Raw genomic sequence first — 19,872 nt, forward strand, 5'->3', positions numbered from 1 at the left:
ATGAGATTCATTACAGGATAATCTGGTTTCTGTAGTGAATCTCATCGTTGTTTTTATATGTGTTTTGATTATGACAGAAAAACTTTGCCGGCAGTTGCGTGAGTGGGCGGAAGCCTATCATCAGGCGGATTTCATCGCGAATGATCCCGTACAATTCCCGCACCGTTATGTCCGGCAGGAAGATATTGAAATAATGGGACTGCTGACTGCCGTCCTGAGTTTCGGGAATCGCCGGATGATTCTCCGCAAGGTAGACGAACTGGATGGACTGATGGGACGTGCTCCCTTGCAGTATGTGCTTTCCAGACGCTGGGAGAATGATTTCAGTCGTGGAAACCAACGGAGCTTTTACCGGATGGTTTCGTATGCGGCATTCCGTATTTATTTCGAGAAGTTGTATGCGGTGTATACGGAGAATCGTACGCTGGAGGATGCCTTGCTGACTTTTCCGGGAAATCCGATGCAGAAGCTTTGTGCGTTTTTGGGGGTGTCCGACAGAAGTCCGCAGAAGAAGCTCAACATGTTTCTGCGCTGGATGATCCGTCGTGATTCGGCTGTCGACTTCGGTATCTGGCGGCGGATGAGTCCTGCCGACCTGATTATCCCGCTCGATACGCATGTGTGCCGGGTAGCTTTTCTGCTGGGACTGACCGATAAACCTTCTTTTTCGTTGTCGGCTGCCCGGTGTATCACAGAGGCATTGGCGGAGGTGTTTCCCGGCGATCCGTGTCTGGGCGACTTCGCACTTTTCGGTTATGGGGTGAATCATCCTGAATTAACAGATAACTTACCATGATAAAGATATTGGCTACAAGCGACTGGCACTTGGGGAATACCTTCCACGGCTTCGACCGTCAGGAAGAGCATGCCGATTTTCTTCGGTGGCTGCTCGGTGCTGTCGGACAGAAAAATCCTGATGCCTTGCTGGTGTCGGGCGACATATTCGATTCGAGTAATCCTTCGGCTGCCTCTCAGGAGTTGTATTACAGTTTTCTCGATACGCTGACGCAGCGTTTCCCGCAGTTGCAGACGATAATAATTGCCGGAAACCACGACTCGGCTGCACGGCTTGAGGCGCCTCGTCTGATGCTGGAAAGGCATCGGGTCTATGTGCGCGGGCTGATACGCGGGCAGGAGGAAGGTAACTTCTTGCCGGACGATTTGCTGTTGCCTGTCTGTTCGGCAGCGCATCCGGAAGAACGTGCCTGGGTGCTTGCCGTGCCTTACTTGCGCGATGGAGACTTTACCCGTGGTATGAGTTACGGGGAGGGTGTAGGAGAGTTCCTGCGTCGGGCGGTTGAGGCGGCGAATCTCCGGCGCGACCGGAGCAGGGAAGCGCTGATTCTGATGGCGCATTTATATGCTACGGGGAGTGAGGTTGCCGAAAATTCTTCGGAGCGTATCGTGATAGGTGGTTCGGAAATGGTCAGTCTGGATGAAATAGATGAAAGTGTTACGTTAGCCTTGTTGGGACATTTGCATCGTAATCAGAAAGTTAGCGGCCGTGAAAACTGGTTGTATCCGGGCAGTGCCCTGCCGATGTCGTTTGCAGAGAAGGGCTATTGTCACGGAGCTGTTTATTATGAGATAGAGGACGGTCGCCTGAATGGTGTGTCCGAGTTCCTCGACTATCCTTTGCAGCATCCGCTGGTTTCTGTTCCGGCGAAACCGCTTCCGCTGGCCGAGGTGCTCGACTTACTGCGTGCCTTGCCCGATAAAGATAAAATGAGCGAAGAAGAGCCTGTTCCGTATCTGGAGGTGAATGTCTTGCTCGACGCTCCTGTGGCTGGCATCAACAAGCAGGTAGAGGATGTCCTTCAGTCGAAAAATGTGCGCTTGTGCCGGACGGTAATCGCTTATCGGGTGCAGCAGTCGGCTGGCGACGGGGAAGTGGTGTTGGAATCGGTCGACGATTTGCTGACGCTCGACCCGATAGAGGTGATCAGAAAGAGTTATCAGAACAAGTTCCGCTGCGAAATGCGCGATGAGCTGGTGGAACTTGCCAGACGGGCTGTGGAAGCGGCTCGCAGGGAAGGAGGCAATGAATGAAGTTGTTGAAAGTAATCATGTATAACCTGGCTTCGCTCGAGGGAGAACAGGTGATTGATTTTGAGAGTGAACCTTTACGGAGTGCCGATTTGTTTTCCATCGTAGGTGAAACGGGAAGCGGAAAGTCGACCATTCTGGATGCTGTCTGTCTGGCATTGTACGGGCTTGCTCCTCGTTTTTATGGGGCAGATAATTTCGATTATTATCATACCGAGCGTCCGAATAACGATCAGGTGCTCGATCCTGACGACCCGCGTAACATTCTTCGCAAGGGTACGAAGGAGTGTTTTGCCGAAGTGGTGTTTCTGGCGCGCGACGGTTTCCGCTATCGTGCCCGCTGGTCGTGTTCCATAGCCCGCATCAATTATACGCGTCCGGAGCGCAGGCTGTACCGGATAGCAGTGGACGAAGCGGGAAGAACCAGCGAGAAGGAAGTGGAAATAACCGGAGGGGGACGTCAGAAGCGCGGACATAAGAATATCAACAATGAGGGGCTCGACCGCATTATCGGTCTGGATTACGGACAGTTTACCCGTACGGTGATGCTGGCGCAGAATTCGTTTGCCAATTTTGTCAAGGCGGACGACAAGGATAAGGCTGTCTTGCTGGAAAAGCTGACCGGAACGGAACTTTATACGGCTGTTGCCCGTAAGATTTATGAGTTTTATAAGGAGGCGGAAGCTGCTTATAATGAGGTGTTCAATCAGGTAAAGGCTTTTGCCGTACATCAGCTGTCCGACGAAAAGCTGGCGGAAGTGGAAACGCGTAAGGGGGAGTTGGACGCCAGTTTCCGTATCTTGCAGGCTGAACTCCAGAAGTTGAAGGATCAGCAGAAATGGTATGCAGACTTGTGTGCGCTGGAGGTGGCTTTTGCTGGTGAGGAAGCAAAATGGAGACAGGCTTCGGAAAAGGCACAGAACTTGCAGCCGGTACGGGACGAGTTGCGGATGCTCGATGAGGTGGCTCCTGTACGCGATGTATATCAGACTTACATGAATCTGCAACGTGAACTGAAAGAGCTGACAGAGGAAGTCGGTAGGAAACAATTGCAGTGTAGTGCGCTGGAAAAGGAAGAGGCTGAGAAGCGGAAACTTTTACTGGATGTAAAAGAAAATTACAATGTAGTCCGTGAGAAACAAGAGCAGATGCTTCCGCTGGTGACGGCAGCCCGTAAGCAGAAGGTGGAGCTGGACGCACAGCAGGCTACCGTGACTCGCCTGAAAGAGGAGGAAAGTTTGCTGGCGAAGAAGGAAGAATTGCTGAGAAAGGAGCAGGCGGAAAATGAGCTTCAGGTAGCGGAGTTGCAGAAGCGGCAGGCGGAAGCGGAACGGATGTTGGCGGAACTGATACCACACCGTGATATGCTGGAAAACAAGAATGCGGTTTCCGACAGGCTGGAGTCGCTTTATAAGGCTGTAAAGCGTTGGCAAAAAGAGTCTGAAGACTGGAAGAAAAACGGTATCGAGCTGGAAAATCAGCAGCTGGTATGCCGGGAAGAAGAGAATCGTTTGCAGAAATCGGATGAGGAACTGGTTCTGTGTCGGGAGAGTATCCGGCAGAAAACACAGGCACTGGCTGGTGTGAATGTAGAGGCATTGCAGCAGCGGATGGCGGATGTGACGAAATGTTATACCGATTTGGAACGACTGAAAAAGTTGCAGGCGGCGGTAATGGAACGCCGGAAGAGTCTGTCGGAAAATCGGCTTGCGTCTGAACAAATAACTAAAGAACTGGATGCCGCGATGCGTGAGATGAAGGTACTGACAACGGAACGTGAAGAGATAAACCGTCTGTTGCCCGGATTGGAGGAGGCGTGGCAACTGGCAAGCAGCCGGAGTGCCGAGCATATGCGTGCCGCGCTGAAACCGGGAGAACCTTGTCCGGTATGTGGTGCACGGGAGCATCCGTATGCCGAAGGAATAGCGGAAGTGTTGCAGCCTGTCAAGGAGGAGATTGCTCGTCGCCGCAAGCGACAGACGGAAATTGAGGAACGGCTGGATGCTTCTCCCGGCGGATTGCGCCTGCTTTGTTCGGACCTGAACGGTAAGTTGTCGGCATTGCGTGAGGGAACCGGACGGCTGAATGCGGAACTGGCTGAGGCTGTCGGCGAATGGACTACACTGGTTGTTGCTTATCCCGCTCTGCCTGCTGATGTTGTACGGGCAGATGCTCCTGCCTTGTCGGCTTTGCTGACGGCGGAATCGGAACGGATTGTGGTACAGGGTAAGCAGGTGCGTGCCGAACAGAATGCTTATCAGCAGGCACAGAATGAGCTGACTGCCATGCGCCGTACGTACGATGAGAATCAGGTTGTGTGTGCACGTCAGCGTGAAGAACTGCATCGCCGGACCGTGGAATTGAAACAACGGCAGGGACAGAGTGAGCAGAAGCGTGCGGAATTGCAGCAACTTGAACGTGCGAACAGTGATTTGCGTGAGGCATTGCGCCAGGAAATTTCGTTACCCAACTGGGAGCAGGCTTTCGAACAGGATTTCGGGAAGCTGGCAGACCGTTTGTCGGATATGTACGACAAGTATCGGGAGGCAACTCGTGTGCAGCAGGAATCGGTGGGTTTGCTGAACGAGCGGAAAGTCGCTTCCGGGGCGTTGGAGAAACAGTTGGCCGAGTGTCTGGCAGCCATGAAGGAAAACAAGGAAGAGACTGCCGGGGCTGTACAGGTTTATGAGGCAAAGCTGAAGGCTTATATGCAGGTGCTGGGCGGTGCTGATCCGGATGAAACGGAACGTACGCTGAAACTGCAACTGGAGGAAGCGGAGAAACAGGTGCAGCTTGCTGATAAGGCTCACAGTGAGATGGCCGAATCGTACAGCCGGCTGTCGGGGTTCGTGAAGGCTGCCGAGGAACAGTATCGGAAGAAGCAGGCTGACTGCATGGCTGCGCAACGTGGAGTGGAAGATTTCATCATGCGTTACAATGAGTCGGCAGAGCATGTGGGTGTTCTTTCGAAAGAACGGCTGGATATGTGCTTCTCGCCTTCGGCAGACTGGAACGGAAAGCGTGAACAGGTGCGGCTGGCGGATGAGGAGGTAAAATGGTGTCAGGGACAGATGGAAGCACGCCGGAAAGCGATGGAAGCTCATCGCGACTTGCAGGTTATGCCGCTGGAACAGTCGGGTGAAGATACCAGTCCGACGGCTGTGCTACAGGAGGAGATGCAAAAGGTACAATGTGCATTGGATGAACTCGACAAGGAGCGTTTGCAGGTGGGCGGTATGCTGATGGCGCATCGCCGGAGTGTGGAACAGATGCTGTCGGCAGGCGAAGAACTTGAACGCAGGCGGAAGGCGTATCAGGACTGGAAAGAGCTGAATGATATTTTGGGAAATGCCAACGGCGACAAGTTCCGCGAAACGGCGCAATGCTTTACGCTGCGCTTCCTGATACGTCAGGCCAACGAACAGCTTCGGATGTTGAATCACCGGTATAGTCTGGAACAGGTGAGGGATTCGTTGGGAATCCGTGTCATCGATCACGACCGGGCGGATGAGGTTCGTAACATCAGTTCGCTTTCGGGTGGGGAAACTTTCCTGATCAGTCTGGCACTTGCTCTGGGACTCTCGTCGCTTTCGTCGCGTAACATTCCGATGTGCAACTTGTTCGTGGACGAAGGTTTCGGTACGCTCGACAGCAACAGCCTGAATATGGTAATAGATGCCCTGTCGAGCTTGCAGTCGATGCAGGGGAAGAAAGTCGGAGTCATCAGCCATACGGCAGAGATGCGTGAACGGATCCGTACGCAGATCCGGGTTGTTAAGGTCGGCTCGGGAGGGCGGAGCGCGCTCGAAATAGTATAATCGGAATGCCTGTTGAAGGCCGGGCTTGAATCCGTTAATTTGTCTTTTTGAATAAAAGCTCTGTATATTAAAGCAATATCAGGGCTTTTATCTTTTTATATAAGAGTATATAATAGGGACATTTTTGTCTTCTGACCTGAATTTCGCATTTTTTGATTAGCCCTTATTGGGTTGCGTACTGTCTTTTTTTGTTATTTTGTACATATCAATTTTAAATCAGACGTAAATAAATAACTATGAAACAACCTGTTGTATTATTTGCCTCCCTGTGCTTTCTGGCATCGGAGGCGATGCAAGCTCAAAACGCTCAGAATTCTCCGAAAGCGTATGTCGTATCAGACGCACACCTGGATACACAATGGAACTGGGATATCCAGACAACCATTCAAGAGTATGTATGGAATACGCTGAACCAAAATCTGTTTCTTCTCCGTAAGTACCCCGACTATGTTTTTAACTTTGAAGGTGCTGTGAAATATTCCTGGATGAAAGAATATTTCCCGACACGTTATGAGGAGTTGAAGCAGCGGGTAAAGGAAGGACGCTGGCATGTCACCGGAAGCAGCTGGGATGCCAATGATGTTCTGGTTCCTTCAGCCGAATCGGTGCTCCGTAATATTTTGTACGGGCAGAATTATTATCGGACTGAGTTCGGAACAGAGAGTACGGATATCTTTTTGCCCGACTGCTTTGGCTTTGGGTGGACACTGCCGTCGCTGGCTCATCACTGTGGGCTGATAGGCTTTTCTTCACAAAAGCTAGGCTGGCGCAATCATCCTTTTTATGGCGACAAAAAATATCCGTTTACCATCGGACTGTGGAAGGGTATTGATGGCAATCAGATCATGTTTGCGCATGGTTATGACTATGGTCACCGTTTTAAGGATGAGGATTTGTCGGACAGTGAAGAATTGAAGCAACTGGTAAAGGAAAGTCCGCTGAGTACCGTTTACCGTTATTATGGAACCGGTGATATGGGAGGTGCACCTACAATCATTTCCGTACGTGCTGTCGAAAAGGGAGTAAAAGGCTCTGGCGACATCGAGGTGGTCAGTGCTACCAGCGATCAGCTTTATAAAGATTATGCAGGAAAGCATGAGCAGCTTCCGGTATTCGACGGTGAATTGCTGATGGATGTACACGGCACGGGCTGCTATACTTCGCAGGCTGCCATGAAATGGTATAACCGTCAGAATGAACTGCTGGGTGACGCGGCCGAACGTGCGGCTGTGGCGGCAGAGTGGCTGAACCAGGGAAATTATCCGAAGTCGGAACTTGAAACTTCGTGGAAGCGCTTCCTTTTCCATCAGTTTCATGATGACCTGACAGGTACGAGCATACCGCGGGCGTATGAATTTTCATGGAATGATGAGCTTATTTCGCTAAAGCAATTTTCGGATGTGCTGACTTCTTCTGTCAATGGGGTGAGCCGTTTGCTGGATACGAATGTAAAAGGTACTCCGGTAGTGCTGTATAACGCGCTGGGATTTGCGGTAAACGATCTTGCCGAGATAGAAGTTGAATTTGCAAAAGCTCCCAAGGGTATTGCCGTGTATAATGCCGAAGGCAAGAAGGTGGCTTCACAGTATCTGGGTTATCAGGACGGTAAAGCACATATATTGGTTGAGGCTTCTGTGCCGGCTACTGGATATGCGGTTTATGATGTACGTACTTCGGGAGCCGGAGTGCAGACCGTAAAACAACAGCATGCGGATACCTTGGAGAACTCATGTTATAAACTGTCTTTTGACGCGAACGGAGATATTGTTTCGTTGCTGGATAAGCGTAACGGAAAAGAACTGGTGGCATCGGGAAAAGCTATCCGTCTGGCATTGTTTACAGAAAACGAATCTTTTGAATGGCCTGCATGGGAGGTGTTGAAAAAAACATTAGACCGTGAACCTGTTTCTATCACCCATGGAGTGAAACTGACCTTGGTGGAAGACGGTGACTTGCGTAAATCTATCTGTATTGAGAAAAAACATGGCGAGTCAGTGTTCCGTCAGTATGTCCGCCTGTACGAAGGGACCCGCGCACCGCGTATCGATTTTTACAATGAGATAGACTGGTGCTCTACAAATGCGTTGCTGAAAGCGGAATTCCCGCTTGCTGTGTCTAATCCGAATGCTACTTATGACTTGTCTTTGGGTAGTGTGCAGCGTGGAAATAATACAGTGACAGCGTATGAGGTTTACGGACATTACTGGGCTGATTTGACCGACCGCAAGGGGGACTATGGAGTTTCTATTATGAATAACGGAAAATACGGATGGGATAAACCTTCGGACAATACGCTCCGTCTTACTTTGCTCCATACGCCCAAGACTGACAAGGGATATACTTATCAGGACAGACAGGACTTTGGTTATCACACATTTACTTACAGCCTGCTTCCTCACCAGGGTGAGCTTGACAAGGCTGAAGTGGTATCGAAGGCAGAGGTGCTGAACCAGACATTGAAAGCCTTCCAGACAGATAAGCATAAAGGTGAAATGGGACGTACTTTCTCGATGGTATCGTCGGACAATCCGAACGTGATAATCAAGGCATTGAAGAAAGCTGTCGATGCTGATGAATATGTGGTACGTGTATATGATGTAGCCGGTAAGGGAACTCAATCGGCCAGATTGACGTTTGCCGGTAAACTTGTGGAGGCTGTTGAAACCGACGGAACAGAGAAGGAAATTGCTAAAGCCGGTTTCAGCGATAATACGCTGGAGGTTACAGTTAAGCCTTTCTCTTTGAAAACATATAAGATCCGTTTGGCTGAATCGGGTATGGAGGTACATCAGCCGAAATGTCTGGCACTTAATCTTCCATACGACAAGAAGTGTGCTACTTATAACGAATTCCGTAGTGAGGCCGATTTCGAGTCCGGTTATAGCTATGCGGCTGAATTGCTTCCCGATTCGATAACGGTAGATCAGGTAACTTTCCGTCTTGGTGAACAGGAAGCTTACAACGGCTTGTCGTGCAAGAATGATACAATTGAGATTCCTGAAGGCTATAATCGTCTGTATTTCCTTGCAGCTGCCGCTTCTGTTGAGGACCAGCGTTTACAGATTGCCTGCGGAAAGCAGACTTCGGAGTTTGTCGTTCCTTCTTATACAGGATTTGTCGGTCAATGGGGACATGAGGGACATACTACCGGCTATTTGAAACCGGCCCAGATTGCTTATGTCGGAACTCATCGTCATGCGTCGGATGGAGATTGTCCTTACGAGTTTACTTATATGTTCAAATTCGGTATGGATATACCTAAGGGTGTCCGCTCTGTTGTTTTGCCCCAGAATGAGAATGTAGTGATTTTTGCCGCTACGGCCGTTGCTGAAGACCGTTCGCCGGTAAAACCATCGACAAAATTATTCCGTACAAACAACCATGAGGAACTGTCGGAACTTGTATCTGGCAACAAAATGATTTCGGGTGAAAATCTGCTGAAAAATGCAAAACTGACAAGATGGTCGGCTTATGTAAATGAAAAGGAACGTCCGCAGGCTGCTGTAGATGGCGACTTGTCGACTAAATGGTGTGACATTGCCGGACTACCTAGTTTCCTGGAATTTGATTTGGGCAAGGCTGAGAAACTGACAGGGTGGAAAGTTGTGAATGCCGGTAAGGAAAATGGATCTTTCATTACGAGCCAGTGTTTCCTTATGGGAAGAAACTCTGTTGACGAAGACTGGCAAACAGTGGATTTCTTCGACGGTAACCGCAGCAATGTAGTATTGCGTACAATCACTTCGGACAAGGCATATCGCTATCTCCGTATGGTTGTGACCAGAGGAACACAGGCTGCTTCGTCGAAAGATGTACGCATTTACGAGGTAGAGGTTTACCGGTAATTGACTGTTAGTGAAATAATTGTTTGTTGTAAACAGATTAATAGCTTTGACTATGAATGGATTATCACGGTTTCTCAAAGTCACGCTAAAAGTTTGTATTCCGGTTTTTGCTGCTGTTTCGCTTTCTGCCCAGGGAGTAAACAAATATATTCCGGTAAGTAAGCATGTGAGCAATGATAATGGAATAACCTGGCCTTACGGACAGGTTATTCCACATTTTGCCATGCCGGCAGATACACTTGATGCCCTTGATATACAAGAGGGAATTTCTGATGATGAAAAACTGATGTTTACTGTACTGCAGGGGCTTGTCAATAAAACTCATCCTCGTTTGTTCTTGTTTCAACCGGCGGGAGAGGGTAAGTACAAGTGGTCTGAAAAGCTTGGGCTATGTATGGATGAGCTGCCTCGTGCAAAACGTTTCGAACTGGTGAGGAAATATGCGGCAGAACTGGACGGTGTAGTGCTTTATGATCCTTCTAAAAACATTCACTATGCCAATCTTGCTTCTACTGTTGCCGGAATCGAAAATTTGTTGCCTGTAACGCAGCCACTCCATCAGCTTTTGCTGAATGAGGGAATCAAGTTGCCTGTCCGGACAGACCTTACACGGTTGAATTTTACGCGTACTACTCAGATTTATGATTATCTGTACAAGTATTATTGGAAAAGATGTACTCACCGCCTTTTGGTGAGCCAACCGCCGGAGAGGGGATTTGTCCGTGATCTTGCCGTTGCGTCTGGAGCAGCTATAGTATGGCTCGATGCCCGTAAATGGAATGAGAATGTGATTCTGCGGAAATTCCTGAAGGAGATGAAACCCGGGGAAAGTCTGGTTACCGGATGGTTTCCTGAGGAGCGTTCTGGGGTAGGGATGACAGCCGAGTATGGTCTTTCTACGATTCCTTCTGATTTTTATATGAATGCGACTGTTTATGCCGGAATGTCACAGCCGGTTCATTATCCGAAGGTTCCAAAGATGCCGGAACTGGAGAATAAAATATATTTGGCTCTTTTCTTGAGTGATGGTGACAACGTGCAGTATTGCCAGCATGCCATGTCGCAACTTTGGGATAAAGAAGGCAGAGGAAGTATTCCCATTAACTGGACAATCAGTCCGGGACTGGTAGACTTTGGACCTGCGTTGCTGAATTATTATTATGATACAGCTACAGAAAACGACTGTTTTGCTTCCGGACCTTCCGGACTAGGGTATTCCCTGATTTATGACTCTCACAATTACATATGGAACAGCGACAGCGGGGAAGCTATTTCACCTTATGTGAAATGGACTCAGCAATATCTGGAAAAAAGTGGGTTGAGGATTATAACCATATGGGATGAAATAAATGATGAACAGCGAAGTGCTTATGCTCGCTATTGCCGTTATTTGTATGGACTTACATTACAGGATTGGGAACACCAGCCTTACAAACTGCCGACCTTAGTGCAAGACCGTAATTTGCCGGTGATAGCCAATCTACCCTGCTATGCAAACGGAGTAGATGTCATTTACTCGTTCTGGCAAGATACGATAGCTAAATTTGATGGCTCAAAACCGCTTTTTCTTTCGGCACAAGGTGAGTCGTGGAAAATGGGACCGGATAATATTGTAGCACTGAAAGAACGTCTTGAGGCTCTTTCTCCGGGAAATATTGTTATTTGTAGGGGAGATCATTTTTTTAATCTTTACAGAAAGGCAAACGGACTTCCTTTTAATTTGACGCTCTCTCCGGACGTTACGGTAAAGACGTCGCTTTCGAAGACATCTTCTGATCTGGTGGCCGATGGTTCTGCTGCTGAGAAACAGATGTGGGTTTCGGGTACGGATGACGGCAAAGCATGGATACAATTTGATTTCAAGAAAAAGTATCTGATAAGCCGGTATGTAGTGCGCCATGCAGGAAACGTTGGATTGCCCGATTCGCTTAATACGCGGGATTTTAAACTGGAAGTAAGTAATGACGGAAAGAAGTGGGAAAGCGCTGACTATCAGTCTGGAAATACAATGCCTGTGACAGATGTCGATATTGTTCCGGTTAAGGCACGCTATATACGTCTTTCCATAACAGACTCTGGTGAAGACCAGCGGGCCCGTATTGCCGATATCGAGATATATGGAAGTGTATTGTAGGTAGCTTTATGTTTATATGAGAAAATTCATCTGGCTTTTACGCTTATATATGCTTTAAGAAGCGATGAATCTTTTGGAAATATCTTGAAGACTTTCTGCCGAAGTGCATGAAACTTTAAGTATGTTTCTGGGTTTGGTTTTAGTAATACAATAAATCCTCTCTTGAGTTTTTCAGGAGAGGATTTTTTATCAGTATAGCGGTAGATTCTGCTGCTGTTTCTTTTAAAAGTTCATGGATGCATAGAACCCGTAATGTCCGTCGCCGGCAACAGGGCTGATTGTCAGGTTGTGCTTCCTGGCAAACGGGCGGGTGAAGATGTAAGAACTTCCGGCTCCGATTGCTGCTCCGGCAGCTACATCCCACCAGTCGTGTTTCTTTCCGTAAACACGGGTCCATCCTACATATGTAGATAATATGTAGGAAGGCAGTCCCCACTTCCAGCCATAGCGCCGTTGGATAAAGGCTGCGGCGGCAAAAGAAGTAGATGTGTGCATGGATGGAAATGAATGATTGTCGCTACGGTCGGGACGTTCTTTTTTGACAATATATTTCAGCGCGTATGTGACTCCCAGTGTCGTTACTCCTGAAAATACGCCTTGTTTTAATCCTTGCCAGTCTTTTTGAAGCAACACGGCAGTGACCCCTGCAACCGGAAGAAGTAAAGCTCCTACATCGCCTGATGTGCGTACAGCCTTTCTGGTTCCGTTTACTTCTATTTCCTGGGCGCAGACAGATAAAGAAAGAATCAGAGCAGATAGTATAAAAATCAGTTTTCTCATGACAACAGGGTAAGTTTGGGAAGAAAGATTATCAATCCGACAACAGCCGACGCAATGGCCAGAAGCAAAACAGCTCCTGCCGCCAGATCCTTGGTGCGTTTGATGGCTTCATCATACGCTGGAGATACCCGGTCGGCAAGTGCTTCGATAGCAGAGTTTACTGCTTCTGCCGAAAGAACCAGTCCGATACATAAACAGATGACAATCCATTCCATAGATGATAGTCCGACAAGAATGCCCGCCGTAATGACGCATACGGCGGCAAAGCAATGTATCCATGCATTATGTTCCCGACTGATAAGCAGAAAGATGCCGTGAAAAGCATATTTGAAACTTAACGCACGTTTACGCAAGGTAAATCCGCTGTTTTTCATTCTTCTTGTGCGATTACCAGTTGATGGTTACTTCTACCGGACAATGATCGGAACCGAATATCTCGGTATGTATCTTGGCATCCTGAAGTTTATCGGCAATGCGTGACGAAGCAAGGAAATAGTCTATACGCCACCCTGCGTTCTTCTCGCGTGCCTTAAAGCGGTACGACCACCACGAATAGATATTTTCCTGTGTAGGATAAAAGTGGCGGAATGTATCGATAAATCCGGCATCGAGCAATAACTGGAATTTTTCTCGTTCCTGGTCAGTAAAACCTGCGTTCATCCGGTTGGTTTTCGGATTCTTCAAATCGATTTCCTTATGTGCTACATTCAAGTCACCACATACGAGAACCGGCTTCTGTCGGTCTAACTGTAGCAGGTATTTACGGAAATCTTCCTCCCAGGTCATACGGTAATCCAGACGTTTCAATCCGTCCTGTGAGTTGGGGGTATACACCGTAACCAGATAAAAGTTTTCCATTTCCAGTGTAATGACCCGTCCTTCATGGTCGTGTTCGTCTATACCCAGCCCGTAAGTTACAGAAAGAGGCTGATGGCGAGTAAATATAGCTGTACCCGAATATCCTTTTTTTTCGGCATAATTCCAGTAAGAAGTATATCCTTCGAATGCCAGGTCGAGCTGTCCTTCCTGCATTTTGGTTTCCTGTAAGCAGAAGAAATCTGCATCCAGTTCGTTGAATATTTCCCGAAAGCCTTTATCGCAACAAGCTCGCAGCCCGTTTACATTCCATGAAATGAGTTTCATAATCATAATAAGAGTTTATACGTTTTCTGTTTACGTGATGAATAAATAGAATAGCGTTATTTCTTTATATCGAATAAGTAAGTCAGTCGTCCCGCAATGTATGAGTGAGCCGAACGTGAGAACGGGTCTTTCTTTGTACTGTGGTAGAAGTCACTCAGCCCGAAATAATATCTTGCTTCAAGCAGGAAATTGCCGATGCCTGTACGTACTTCCAGACCTCCGCCTCCTACAATGCCATAATCGAACTTCATTTCTGCCATCTTTCCATATTGCCAGATAACTCCATTCGGGCGGTCTTCCGGATGCCAGGAAGCACTTTGCTTCTCATTTTCTCCCAATAGGAAGCCAATCTGTGGACCGATGTTCAGGACAAACCGTGCTCCGTTCCCTTTATCTTTTCCAAAGCCAAGATGTGCCATCAATGGAACTTCTATGTAGTTCATGGTGCGCTGGTATGTATCTCCTGTGCCGTCGTCGATATTTTCTTTCCATCCTCTTTGGGAGTAGTTGATTTCTCCCTGTATACCACAGAGTATCTTGAAATATCTTTCTGATATATATCGGACAGTCACTCCGACAGAGGGAGTAATAAATGTTTTTTGCTTGATACTTGGCTCAAAACTGACGGAACTAAGGTTTACGCCGCCATTTATACCTATGGCTAAATTGTGGCGCGGGTCTTGTAGTTGGGCGCGGACAGGCAGTCCCACCGACAAACATAATATGCTCAGTAATGCAATAACAGATTGCTTTTTCATGTACTTATTCGAAATCAAGTTTAATCAGTTCGTAATCTTTTGTGAAATGTACAAAGAATACTTTACGGTTGATGAACCCTCCCCAGTTATTGACGCGTTCGAAGCAGAATCCGGTCTGTATCGGAGTTACCTGTACGCGGTTTAGATTTTCTTCCAGCTTGTTGCCTTGCTGCGACAGACCTTTCAGGAAGAAATATCCCACGTCGAATCCTAGCATGCCATATTTAGGATAAGTATTCGACATATCTTTGCTGTACCAGCGGCGGTATGACTGGGTGAAATTGATGGCAGCCGGAAACAGGTTGTTGGTATAGAACGATGAGTAGAAATAGGTATCCAACTCATAAAAGTTTGCCAGGAAATCCTGTGTATAAGTCTGCCATTCAGGATAGCCGAACAGGTGCATGTCGAAATGCGGATGCTCGCGGCGGACAAGAGTCAGGTGAGGCAGTACGCGTGTCAATGCTGAGCTTCGTCCTGAAGTCGGAATAAAGATGTTTTCCTGCAGGGTGTCCATGGCGGCAATCACTTTGTTCGGATCAATATCTCCGGCTAGCTGTATCTGCTTGAATCTAACGTTGTTGTCTTTCAATTCATTCTTCATGCCTTTAATGAATTCGGCTTTTTCCTTATCTCCGCTGCCATCGTCAACGAAAATGACATTGGTTTTTCCGAATTTCCGGATAAAATGTTCGTATACCTTTGAATAAAGATAAGACTGTGGGGTATTGACCTGATAGATATTCGGATTGGTAAATACCTGATCTACTTTAGGAGAGAAAGGAACTACCAGACGGATATTGTTCTTGTCGGCAAAGGCTGCGACAGAAGCGATGGATGACTGGTGTGCCGGACCAAAAATGATGTCCATATCCTTCAGCTTGCTCTGGGATAAGATTGCATTCGTGCCGGCTGTGGTTCCTTTGGTATCGTAGGTGTAAATATCGGCAGATACTCCTTGATGTTTCAGGCTATCAATAGCCATAAGAAAACCTTCGTAAAACTCTACCATGCGTGACTGTTCATCCTGACTGGTAGATGTAAAAGGTAACATCAGAGCAACTTTTATGGTATTTATCTGCTTTTTGCTGATAGAATTTTCTTTGAAGAGTTCTTCGTTGCTGGGAGCTGCCTGTGAAGACGGTGCTGTCTTTCCTGTTTCCTGTGATTTAGGGTAAGGAATGAAAAGGAAGCTTCCTTTCTTCAGCTTTCCGTTCTTTAATTCCGGATTGGCTGCAATAAGTTCTTCCTGTGTGATGCCATATTGCTGGCTGATGCTGAAAATCGTTTCCTTTCGGGCTACCTTGTGCATATCCCTCCATTCGTTTTTCTTTACTGCCGGCTCTGCTTGAGCAGTTTGTTCTGTCTGAGCGGGTGTATTATCCTGTGCCGGAATGACAATAACCTGACCGATACGGAAGTTTTCGGCACTTAATCCCGGATTGGCTTTGCAAATAGCCTGGGCCGTTACGTGGTATTTCAGTGTCAGCTGATATAATGTTTCTCCTGCCTGTATCGTATGGAACTGTTTTCCGTCCTCATTGGAGTATTGTGCCTGTGGAATTTTCAACGCTTGTCCGGCACGTATTTGTTCCTTGCTTCCCGGGTTCAGGCGTACAATGTCGTCAACCGAAACGTGATACATGCTGGCAATGGAGTACAGGCTTTGTCCTTTTGTCACGGTATGCAAAAAATATCCGGTTCCGGTCTGTGCCGATACCGTTGCACTTAAACTGCTGGCTGATAGCGCCAGCGAAAGGCAGATAATATGGATAAACTTCATTTTCGTTTGTATTTGTTGAGTGGCAAAAGTACAAAAAAAAGCATTATCTTTGCAAAGATATGATTGATTTTAAGGATATGGAAGACGTAAAAGAAACGATAAATGTACAAGGAGCGCGTGTACATAATCTAAAAAATATAGATGTGGAAATTCCCCGCGGGAGTTTGACCGTCATAACGGGTCTGAGTGGAAGCGGGAAATCTTCATTGGCTTTTGATACGATTTTTGCCGAAGGACAAAGACGTTATATCGAAACGTTTTCTGCTTATGCGCGAAATTTTCTGGGTGGAATGGAACGTCCGGATGTGGATAAGATAACCGGTCTGAGTCCTGTTATTTCCATTGAACAGAAAACAACTAACAAAAATCCTCGCTCTACGGTGGGTACTACTACCGAAATATACGATTATCTTCGTCTGCTCTTCGCCCGTGCGGGAACTGCCTACTCATATCTGTCGGGTGAGAAAATGGTAAAATATACAGAAGAGCAGATTCTGGATCTGATTCATCGCGACTATAAGGGCCGGCGTATTTATATTCTTGCTCCGCTGGTACGTACCCGTAAAGGACATTATAAAGAATTATTCGAACAGATACGCAAGAAAGGATACCTGTATGTGCGTGTAGACGGTGATGTGAAGGAGATTGTGCATGGCATGAAGCTGGACCGTTATAAAAATCACGATATCGAGGTTGTGATAGATAAAACGGTAGTTACGGAGAAGGAAGAAAAACGTCTGAAGCAAAGTGTAGCGACTGCCATGCAGCAGGGTGATGGCTTGCTGATGATTCTTGATGCACAGACTGAGAGTGTACGCCATTACAGTAAGCGGCTGATGTGTCCGGTTACGGGACTTTCGTATAGGGAGCCGGCTCCGCATAATTTTTCTTTTAACTCTCCGCAAGGCGCCTGTCCGCGCTGTAAGGGATTGGGATATGTCAATCTGATAGATGTAGACAAGGTAATTCCCGATCGTTCACTCTCTATTTATGAAGGTGCTGTCGCTCCACTTGGCAAATATAAGAATGTGATGATATTCTGGCAGATAGAAGCGCTGCTGGAGAAATATGAAGCAACATTGAAGACTCCTGTTTCGGAGTTGCCTGAAGATGCCATAAACGAGATTCTGTATGGGGCAGACGAACGTCTGAAAATCAAAAGTTCGCTGATACATGCATCGTCGGATTACTTTGTGACTTACGAAGGTATTGTGAAATACATTCAGATGATGCAGGAGAAGGATGCTTCGGCCACAGCCCAAAAGTGGGCAGAACAGTTTGCCAAGACTGATGTATGTCCGGAGTGTAAGGGAGCGCGGTTGAATAAGGAGGCTCTTCATTTCCGTATTCATGACAAGAACATCTATCAGCTTTCTACCATGGACATAAGCGAGCTTTATGACTGGCTGATGCATGTAGAAGAGCATTTGGAAAGTAAGCAGCGTATCATTGCTGCGGAGATATTGAAGGAGATACGTACCCGTCTGAAATTCTTGCTGGATGTTGGGTTGGATTATCTTTCACTGAACCGTTCTTCTGTAAGCTTGTCGGGAGGAGAAAGTCAGCGTATCCGTCTGGCCACACAGATTGGTTCGCAGCTGGTTAATGTACTGTATATTCTTGATGAACCGAGCATCGGTCTGCATCAACGGGATAATATCCGGCTGATTAACTCTTTAAAAGAGTTGCGCGACCTGGGAAACTCTGTCATTGTGGTAGAACACGACAAAGACATGATGCTGGCTGCCGATTATGTAGTAGATATGGGGCCGAAGGCCGGACGACTGGGAGGTGAGGTTGTGTTTGCCGGAACTCCGGAAGAGATGCTTAAGACCTCCACACTTACTTCGCAGTATCTGAATGGAAAGATGAAGATTGAAGTCCCTGCCGAACGCCGGAAGGGAAATGGCAAATCACTTTGGCTGCGTGGAGCCAGAGGAAATAATCTGAAAGGGGTAGATGTGGAATTTCCACTGGGCAAGCTGATTTGTGTAACCGGAGTTTCGGGAAGCGGTAAGTCTACTTTGATAAATGATACCCTTCAGCATATTCTTTCTCAGCATTTTTACCGTTCTTTGCAAGAGCCTTTGCCTTATGATGCGATAGAAGGACTGGAATACATTGATAAAGTGGTGAATGTCGACCAGTCACCGCTTGGGCGTACGCCTCGTTCCAATCCGGCAACTTATACCGGTGTTTTCTCTGATATCCGTAATCTGTTTGTGGGGCTTCCCGAAGCCAAAATACGCGGATACAAGCCGGGACGTTTCTCATTCAATGTTTCGGGAGGACGCTGTGAGGCTTGTGGAGGAAATGGGTATAAAACGATCGAAATGAATTTCCTTCCGGATGTATTTGTTCCGTGCGAGGTTTGTCACGGTAAGCGCTACAACAGAGAAACGCTGGAAGTGCGTTATAAAGGCAAATCTATCGCCGATGTGCTTGATATGACCATCAACCGTGCGGTAGAGTTTTTCGAAAATGTTCCTCAGATACTGAATAAGATAAAGGTTTTGCAGGAAGTCGGACTGGGATATATCAAGCTGGGACAGCCTTCTACTACTTTGTCGGGTGGTGAGAGTCAGCGCGTGAAGCTGGCAACAGAACTTTCGAAGCGCGATACGGGTAAAACCGTTTATATTCTGGATGAGCCGACTACCGGTTTGCATTTTGAAGATATACGTGTGCTGATGACGGTTCTGAACAAGCTGGTAGATAAAGGAAATACAGTTATTGTCATCGAACATAACCTGGATGTTATCAAGATGGCAGACTATATTATCGATATGGGTCCAGAAGGAGGTAGAGGTGGAGGACAACTGCTTTCATGCGGGACTCCTGAGGAAGTTGCAAAATCGGATAAGGGATATACGCCCCGGTTTATTAAAGAAGAGTTGGGAAATCAGTAATTAAGCGATAAAAACAATCTGGTTATTATGGCAAAAGAAAAAATAGCAAAGACGAATGCGGCACGCTTGCTGGATAAAGATAAGATAAAATATGAACTTGTACCTTATGAAGTTGATGAAAACGATTTGAGTTGTGTACATGTTGCCGCTACCCTGGGTGAGAATATCGAACAGGTTTTCAAGACACTGGTACTTCACGGAGACAAATCGGGTTATTTTGTCTGTGTGATTCCGGGTGAGCATGAAATTGACCTGAAAATGGCTGCGAAGGTTTCGGGAAACAAGAAATGCGACCTTATTCCCGTCAAGGAACTGCTTCCGTTGACAGGATATATTCGGGGAGGATGTTCTCCAATAGGCATGAAAAAACATTTTCCTACGTATATTCATCATACATGCAATGATTTCCCTTATATCTATGTCAGTGCGGGGGTGCGAGGCTTGCAGGTCAAACTGGCTCCCGACGATTTGATAAAGGTCAGCCGTGCCGAAGTCTGCACACTGTTCGGTGAATAGGAACGTGGTGACGTTTTGTTTGAAACATAGGCGAATTTTGTTCGATTTGTGCTAATATTTTCGTTGTTTTATACCGAAAAGATTGAAAAAACAGGATAATTGCCTGTGTTTTTGCCACTTTTTTATATATTTGCAAAAAA

At 47.1% G+C, this 19,872-nt stretch carries 12 protein-coding genes; 7 read left to right on the plus strand and 5 right to left on the minus strand.

Annotated elements, in window-relative coordinates; all coding sequences use genetic code 11:
* Positions 1-70: 70 nt before the first annotated feature.
* The 5 genes from BACCOP_RS09270 (at position 71) to BACCOP_RS09290 (ending at position 11,843) form a co-directional block, all read left to right on the plus strand.
* Positions 71-796: a TIGR02757 family protein gene (locus BACCOP_RS09270; RefSeq protein WP_007568601.1), complete on the plus strand. Its 726-nt coding sequence runs from the start codon at positions 71-73 to the stop codon at positions 794-796.
* Positions 793-2,049: an exonuclease SbcCD subunit D gene (locus BACCOP_RS09275; RefSeq protein ID WP_007568602.1), complete on the plus strand. Its 1,257-nt coding sequence runs from the start codon at positions 793-795 to the stop codon at positions 2,047-2,049. The genes BACCOP_RS09270 and BACCOP_RS09275 overlap by 4 nt, the downstream gene beginning before the upstream one ends.
* Entirely contained in the window at positions 2,046-5,864 is a 3,819-nt protein-coding gene (locus tag BACCOP_RS09280; RefSeq protein WP_007568603.1) for an AAA family ATPase, read from the plus strand. Before BACCOP_RS09275 ends, BACCOP_RS09280 begins: the two co-directional genes overlap by 4 nt.
* A 236-nt stretch (positions 5,865-6,100) precedes the next feature.
* On the plus strand, positions 6,101-9,709 hold the full coding sequence (locus tag BACCOP_RS09285; protein ID WP_007568604.1) for a glycoside hydrolase family 38 N-terminal domain-containing protein: 3,609 nt from the start codon (positions 6,101-6,103) through the stop codon (positions 9,707-9,709).
* Positions 9,710-9,761: 52 nt separating this feature from the next.
* On the plus strand, positions 9,762-11,843 hold the full coding sequence (locus tag BACCOP_RS09290; protein ID WP_007568605.1) for a discoidin domain-containing protein: 2,082 nt from the start codon (positions 9,762-9,764) through the stop codon (positions 11,841-11,843).
* Between the two features lie 222 nt (positions 11,844-12,065).
* Here the strand turns inward: BACCOP_RS09290 and BACCOP_RS09295 are convergent, their stop codons facing one another.
* Genes BACCOP_RS09295 through BACCOP_RS09315 form a run of 5 tightly spaced genes read right to left on the minus strand, consistent with a single transcriptional unit; the run spans position 12,066 to position 16,307 of the window.
* Complete coding sequence (locus BACCOP_RS09295) at positions 12,066-12,623, minus strand: phosphatase PAP2 family protein (protein ID WP_007568606.1); 558 nt, start codon at positions 12,621-12,623, stop codon at positions 12,066-12,068.
* Positions 12,620-12,997 (minus strand): diacylglycerol kinase family protein, encoded by a 378-nt coding sequence (locus BACCOP_RS09300; RefSeq protein ID WP_007568608.1) that lies wholly within the window; start codon positions 12,995-12,997, stop codon positions 12,620-12,622. Before BACCOP_RS09300 ends, BACCOP_RS09295 begins: the two co-directional genes overlap by 4 nt.
* 13 nt (positions 12,998-13,010) lie before the next feature.
* Positions 13,011-13,769: an exodeoxyribonuclease III gene (locus BACCOP_RS09305; protein WP_185150255.1), complete on the minus strand. Its 759-nt coding sequence runs from the start codon at positions 13,767-13,769 to the stop codon at positions 13,011-13,013.
* A 53-nt stretch (positions 13,770-13,822) separates the two neighbouring features.
* A complete protein-coding gene (locus tag BACCOP_RS09310) occupies positions 13,823-14,524 on the minus strand; it encodes a porin family protein (RefSeq protein ID WP_007568612.1) in 702 nt (233 codons plus the stop codon).
* A gap of 4 nt (positions 14,525-14,528) precedes the next feature.
* Positions 14,529-16,307, minus strand: a complete 1,779-nt coding sequence (locus BACCOP_RS09315) for a LysM peptidoglycan-binding domain-containing protein (protein ID WP_007568614.1) — start codon at positions 16,305-16,307, stop codon at positions 14,529-14,531.
* A 77-nt stretch (positions 16,308-16,384) separates the two neighbouring features.
* Between BACCOP_RS09315 and uvrA the strand changes: the two genes are divergently transcribed.
* Positions 16,385-19,216, plus strand: a complete 2,832-nt coding sequence (gene uvrA / locus BACCOP_RS09320; RefSeq protein WP_040311990.1) for an excinuclease ABC subunit UvrA — start codon at positions 16,385-16,387, stop codon at positions 19,214-19,216.
* A gap of 27 nt (positions 19,217-19,243) precedes the next feature.
* Positions 19,244-19,732 (plus strand): Cys-tRNA(Pro) deacylase, encoded by a 489-nt coding sequence (gene ybaK, locus BACCOP_RS09325; RefSeq protein WP_007568618.1) that lies wholly within the window; start codon positions 19,244-19,246, stop codon positions 19,730-19,732.
* The last annotated feature ends 140 nt before the right edge of the window (positions 19,733-19,872 follow it).

The sequence above is a fragment of the Phocaeicola coprocola DSM 17136 genome (genome assembly GCF_000154845.1).
GTDB classification, from domain to species: domain Bacteria; phylum Bacteroidota; class Bacteroidia; order Bacteroidales; family Bacteroidaceae; genus Phocaeicola; species Phocaeicola coprocola.

Bases quoted from the DNA above. Each gene is read 5' to 3' on its own strand.
- BACCOP_RS09270 (WP_007568601.1), top strand. From the start codon at position 71: ATGACAGAAAAACTTTGCCGGCAGTTGCGTGAGTGGGCGGAAGCCTAT.
- BACCOP_RS09275 (WP_007568602.1), top strand. From the start codon at position 793: ATGATAAAGATATTGGCTACAAGCGACTGGCACTTGGGGAATACCTTC.
- BACCOP_RS09280 (WP_007568603.1), top strand. From the start codon at position 2,046: ATGAAGTTGTTGAAAGTAATCATGTATAACCTGGCTTCGCTCGAGGGA.
- BACCOP_RS09285 (WP_007568604.1), top strand. From the start codon at position 6,101: ATGAAACAACCTGTTGTATTATTTGCCTCCCTGTGCTTTCTGGCATCG.
- BACCOP_RS09290 (WP_007568605.1), top strand. From the start codon at position 9,762: ATGAATGGATTATCACGGTTTCTCAAAGTCACGCTAAAAGTTTGTATT.
- BACCOP_RS09295 (WP_007568606.1), bottom strand. From the start codon at position 12,623: ATGAGAAAACTGATTTTTATACTATCTGCTCTGATTCTTTCTTTATCT.
- BACCOP_RS09300 (WP_007568608.1), bottom strand. From the start codon at position 12,997: ATGAAAAACAGCGGATTTACCTTGCGTAAACGTGCGTTAAGTTTCAAA.
- BACCOP_RS09310 (WP_007568612.1), bottom strand. From the start codon at position 14,524: ATGAAAAAGCAATCTGTTATTGCATTACTGAGCATATTATGTTTGTCG.
- BACCOP_RS09315 (WP_007568614.1), bottom strand. From the start codon at position 16,307: ATGAAGTTTATCCATATTATCTGCCTTTCGCTGGCGCTATCAGCCAGC.
- uvrA (WP_040311990.1), top strand. From the start codon at position 16,385: ATGGAAGACGTAAAAGAAACGATAAATGTACAAGGAGCGCGTGTACAT.
- ybaK (WP_007568618.1), top strand. From the start codon at position 19,244: ATGGCAAAAGAAAAAATAGCAAAGACGAATGCGGCACGCTTGCTGGAT.